Source organism: Mycobacterium sp. TH-M106 (genome assembly GCF_057473765.1).
In genome coordinates this window covers 1-5069 of the sequence record NZ_JBYCLE010000033.1, presented here as the reverse complement: position 1 = coordinate 5069, position 5069 = coordinate 1, and the positions used below count along the sequence as shown (strand labels likewise).

At 69.7% G+C, this 5069-nt stretch carries 4 protein-coding genes; all 4 read left to right on the top strand.

Going from position 1 to position 5069, the window contains the following annotated elements; all coding sequences use genetic code 11:
- The first annotated feature begins 8 nt into the window (after nucleotides 1-8).
- Nucleotides 9-2711 carry a translation initiation factor IF-2 gene (gene infB / locus AC2VOP_RS01035; RefSeq protein ID WP_486959238.1) on the top strand — a complete coding sequence of 901 codons (2703 nt, stop codon included), beginning with the start codon at nucleotides 9-11 and terminating at the stop codon, nucleotides 2709-2711.
- Nucleotides 2712-2713: 2 nt separating this feature from the next.
- Nucleotides 2714-3208, top strand: a complete 495-nt coding sequence (rbfA, locus tag AC2VOP_RS01030; protein ID WP_486959237.1) for a 30S ribosome-binding factor RbfA — start codon at nucleotides 2714-2716, stop codon at nucleotides 3206-3208.
- A gap of 10 nt (nucleotides 3209-3218) precedes the next feature.
- Complete coding sequence (locus AC2VOP_RS01025) at nucleotides 3219-4205, top strand: DHH family phosphoesterase (protein WP_486959236.1); 987 nt, start codon at nucleotides 3219-3221, stop codon at nucleotides 4203-4205.
- An 88-nt stretch (nucleotides 4206-4293) separates the two neighbouring features.
- Nucleotides 4294-5069 (top strand): MATE family efflux transporter (locus AC2VOP_RS01020; RefSeq protein WP_486959235.1); only part of this gene is annotated, 776 nt, incomplete at its 3' end.

The following is a 5069-nucleotide window of genomic DNA, read 5'->3' as shown; positions in this document are numbered from 1 at the left end:
GAGATGTAGTGGCAAAGGCCCGCGTACACGAGTTGGCCAAGGAACTCGGTGTCACCAGTAAAGAAGTCCTCGCCCGGCTGAGCGAGCAGGGCGAATTTGTCAAGTCGGCATCCTCCACAGTGGAGGCTCCCGTCGCGCGTCGGGTGCGCGAATCGTTCGGTGGCGGCAAGCCGGCCGCACAGAGCACCAAGAGCACGGCGAAGGCCGCAGCGAAGACGGCCGGCAACGGTGCTCCCGCCAAGGCGGGGGCCACAGCTGCCACACCAGCCACATCAGCCACATCAGCCACATCGGCGGCTGCATCGGCTACCCCAGCCACATCGGCCACCACCAGGCCGGTCCGGGCCGAGCCAGCTGGGCCGACTGTTCCCCCGGCCGCCGCGGAGGCTGCGCCTCTTCAGCCTCCGCAGGCGCCGCCGACACCGAAGCCGGGCATCCGGACCCCGCGCGTCGGCAACAACCCCTTCTCTTCGGCACAGCCGGTGGACCGGGTCATTCCGCGTCCGCAATCTCCCCGGTCGGGGACCGCCCGGCCCGGCATGCCGCGGCCCGGCGTCTCGCCCGACGGCATGCCGCCCCGTCCCGGCGGCCCGGGGGGGCTGGGCGCGCAAGGACGGCCACCGCGCCCCGGGGTTCCCCGCCCGGGCGGCGGGGGCCGCCCAGGTGCTCCTGGGGGCCGCGCCGGCGGCCCCGGGGTTCCCGGCGGCCCCTACCGCGGAGGCGGTGGTGCCGCTGCACCGGCGGGCACCGGCTACCGTGGCCGGCCCGGCGGCCGTCCGGGCCAGCGCGGCGGCGCCGCGGGGGCGTTCGGCCGCCCGGGCGGCGCGCCGAAACGTGGCCGCAAGTCCAAGCGGCAGAAGCGCCAGGAATACGACTCGATGCAGGCACCGGTGGTCGGCGGCGTGCGGTTGCCGCACGGCAACGGCGAGACCATCCGGCTGGCGCGTGGCGCGTCGCTGTCCGACTTCGCCGAGAAGATCGATGCGAACCCCGCCGCACTGGTGCAGGCGCTGTTCAACCTCGGTGAGATGGTCACCGCCACCCAGTCGGTCGGCGACGAGACTCTCGAGTTGCTGGGCAGCGAGATGAACTACAACGTTCAGGTCGTATCCCCCGAGGACGAGGACCGCGAGCTGCTGGAGTCTTTCGACCTGACGTACGGCGAGGACGAGGGCAGCGAGGAGGACCTGCAGGTCCGTCCGCCGGTGGTGACCGTGATGGGCCACGTCGACCACGGCAAGACCCGGCTGTTGGACACCATCCGCAACGCGAAGGTCCGCGAGGCCGAAGCCGGCGGCATCACCCAGCACATCGGCGCCTACCAGGTGTCGCTCGACTTGGACGGCGCCAACCGGCTGATCACCTTCATCGACACCCCCGGTCACGAGGCGTTCACCGCGATGCGTGCCCGCGGCGCCAAGGCCACCGACATCGCAATCCTGGTGGTCGCCGCCGACGACGGTGTGATGCCGCAGACGGTGGAGGCCATCAACCACGCCCAGGCAGCCGATGTGCCGATCGTCGTGGCGGTCAACAAGATCGACAAGGAAGGTGCAGATCCGGCAAAGATCCGTGGTCAGCTCACCGAATATGGTTTGGTGCCAGAGGAATTCGGCGGTGAAACCATGTTCGTCGATATTTCGGCCAAGCAGGGCACCAACATTGAAGCACTGGAGGAGGCAGTGCTGCTGACCGCCGACGCCGCCTTGGACCTGCGGGCCAACCCGGACATGGAGGCTCAGGGGGTGGCGATCGAGGCGCATCTGGACCGCGGTCGCGGGCCGGTGGCCACCGTGTTGGTGCAGCGCGGCACCCTGCATGTCGGAGACTCGATCGTCGCGGGCGACGCCTACGGCCGGGTCCGTCGCATGCTGGATGAATACGGCGAGGACGTCGATTCTGCGCTGCCGTCGCGTCCGGTGCAGGTCATCGGCTTCACGTCGGTGCCCGGTGCCGGCGACAACCTGCTGGTTGTCGACGAGGACCGGATCGCCCGCCAGATTGCCGACAAGCGCAGCGCCCGCAAACGCAACGCCATGGCGGCGCGCTCGCGCAAGCGGATCAGCCTGGAGGACCTGGATTCGGCACTGAAGGAAACCAGCCAGCTGAACCTGATTCTCAAGGGCGACAACGCCGGTACCGTCGAGGCGCTGGAAGAGGCGCTGATGGGCATCCAGGTCGATGACGACGTTGCACTGCGGGTGATCGATCGTGGTGTCGGCGGCATCACCGAGACCAACGTCAACCTGGCGTCAGCGTCTGACGCGATCATCATCGGGTTCAACGTGCGTGCCGAGGGCAAGGCCACCGAGCTGGCCAACCGCGACGGCGTCGAGATCCGCTACTACTCGGTGATCTACCAGGCCATCGACGAGATCGAGAAGGCGCTGCGCGGCCTGCTCAAGCCCATCTACGAAGAGGTCGAGCTGGGCCGAGCGGAGATCCGGGCGCTGTTCCGCTCCTCGAAGGTCGGCAACATCGCCGGCTGCCTGGTCACCTCCGGCGTGATGCGCCGCAACGCCAAGGCGCGGCTGCTGCGCGACAGTGTCGTGATCTCCGACAACCTCGTGGTTTCCTCGCTGCGCCGGGAAAAAGACGACGTCAGCGAGGTCCGCGACGGCTACGAGTGTGGCCTGACGCTGAACTACTCCGACATCAAGGAAGGCGACGTGATCGAGACCTACGAGCTGGTGGAGAAGGAACGGGCCTAGCGATGGCTGACCCGTCTCGCGCACGGCGGCTGGCCAAACGGATCGCCACCATCGTCGCCTCGGTGATCGAGTACGAGATCAAGGATCCGCGGCTGGCCGGGGTGACCATCACCGACGCCAGGGTCACCGCCGACTTGCACGACGCCACCGTGTACTACACCGTGCTGGGCCGCACCTTGGCTGACGACCCTGACTACGCCGGTGCCGCCGCGGCGCTGGAAGGAGCCAAGGGTGTGCTGCGTTCCAAGGTCGGAGCCGGGACCGGCGTGCGGTTCACCCCGACGCTGACCTTCGTCCGAGACACGGTGCCCGACACCGCACAGCGGATGGATGAGCTGCTGGCCGCCGCACAGGCCGCCGACGCCGATCTGGCCCGGATGCGCGAGGGTGCCCAACCGGTGGGGGAGGCCAACCCGTACCGGGTGAGTCTCGCTGACGACGCTGCGGGCCGCGAAACGGTCGGCGGGAGAGTCGGCCAAGCGGGCGCGGAGAACTGAGAAGGTCGTGGTGGCAGCCGAGTCGCCGGCGGTGGGGGCACGCGTCGACGCCGCCGGTGCCGCGGAGTTGGTGTCTGCGGCCGGCACCGTCGCGGTGGTCTGCCATGTCCACCCCGACGCCGACACCATCGGGGCGGGGCTGGCGCTGGCGCTGGTGCTCGACGGCTGCGGCAAAGCTGTCCAGGTCGGCTTCTCCGATCCGGCGACGTTGCCGCGGCCGCTGCGGTCGCTGCCCGGGGGCAGGCTGCTGGTTAGCCCCGACGTGATCCGTCGCGACGCCGACCTGGTGGTGACCGTCGACATTCCCAGCATCAACCGACTCGGCGGTCTGCGTCATCTTGCCGACTCGGCGCGCGAGCTGCTGGTGATCGACCACCACGCCTCGAACCAGTTGTTTGGAACGGTGAATTTCGTTGACCCGTCCGCGGACTCGACCACGATGTTGGTGGCCGAGCTGATCGACGCATGGGGCAAGCCTCTCGACCTCGCGGTGGCGCAATGCCTCTACGCCGGGTTGGCTACCGACACCGGGTCGTTCCGGTGGGCCAGCGCGCGTGGACACCGGTTGGCGGCCCGGTTGGTGGAGATCGGCGTGAACAACGCCGGCATCAGCCGGACGTTGCTGGACACCCACCCCTTCTCCTGGATGCCGATGCTGTCGCGGGTGCTGTCTTCGGCGCAGCTGCTGCCCGACGCGGTCGGAGGGCGCGGCCTGGTCTACGCGGTGGTCGACAATGGAGAGTGGCAAGCGGCGCGCTTGGAAGACGTGGAGAGCATCATCGACATCGTGCGCACCACCGAGCAGGCCGAAGTGGCGGCGGTGCTCAAAGAGGTCGAGCCGGAGTGCTGGTCGGTGTCGATGCGAGCCAAGTCCGCGGTGGACCTGACGGTGGCGGCGTCGTCATTCGGAGGCGGAGGACACCAGCTCGCCGCCGGCTACTCGACCACGGGCCCCGCCGCGGACGTGGTGGCGGCGTTGGTCGCCGCGCTCGGTTGAGGCGGTTCTTCGGCGCGAGCGTGCGTGTTCCCGGTGCGACACGCCGATGGCAGACCGGGATTGCGCACGCCCGCGAAGGATGGTGCGCATGACGGACAGGTCCGCCGGTAGTCGGCACATCGCCGCCCTGGCCCTACCGGCGCTCGGGGTGCTCGCCGCCGAACCGCTGTATCTGTTGTTCGACACCGCGGTGGTCGGCAGGTTGGGCGCGCTCGCCCTGGCCGGACTGGCCATCGGCGGGCTGATCCTGGGTCTGGTCGGTTCCGACCTGACGTTTCTGTCCTACGGCACGACCGCACGTTCGGCCCGCTACTTCGGCACCGGCGACCGGGTGTCGGCGGTGGCCGAAGGCGTGCAGGCGACCTGGCTGGCGTTAGGTCTGGGCGCGCTGATCATCGTGGTGGTGCACGCCGCTGCGGCGCCGGTGGTGTCGGCCATCGCCGGCGGCCAACCAGGCGCAGAGATCGCCGACGCGGCGCTGCGGTGGCTGCGGATCGCGATCCTGGGGGCCCCGGCGATCCTGCTGTCACTGGCCGGCAACGGCTGGCTGCGTGGGGTGCAGGACACCGTCCGGCCACTGCATTACGTGGTCGCCGGGTTCGGTTCGTCGGCCCTGTTGTGTCCGCTGCTGGTGTACGGCTGGCTGGGGTTGCCGCACCTGGGGCTGGCCGGGTCAGCGGTCGCCAATGTGGCAGGGCAGTGGCTGGCCGCGCTGCTGTTCGGCCGCGCGCTGGTGGTCGAACGGGTGACGGTGCGCCCCGACTGCTCGGTGCTGCGCGCGCAGCTGGTGATGGGTCGCGACCTGATGGTGCGGACCCTGGCTTTTCAGGCCTGCTTCATTTCGGCGGCCGCGGTCGCGGCGCG

Coding starts and splice junctions, on each gene's coding strand:
- rbfA (WP_486959237.1), top strand. CDS start 2,714: ATGGCTGACCCGTCTCGCGCACGGCGGCTGGCCAAACGGATCGCCACC.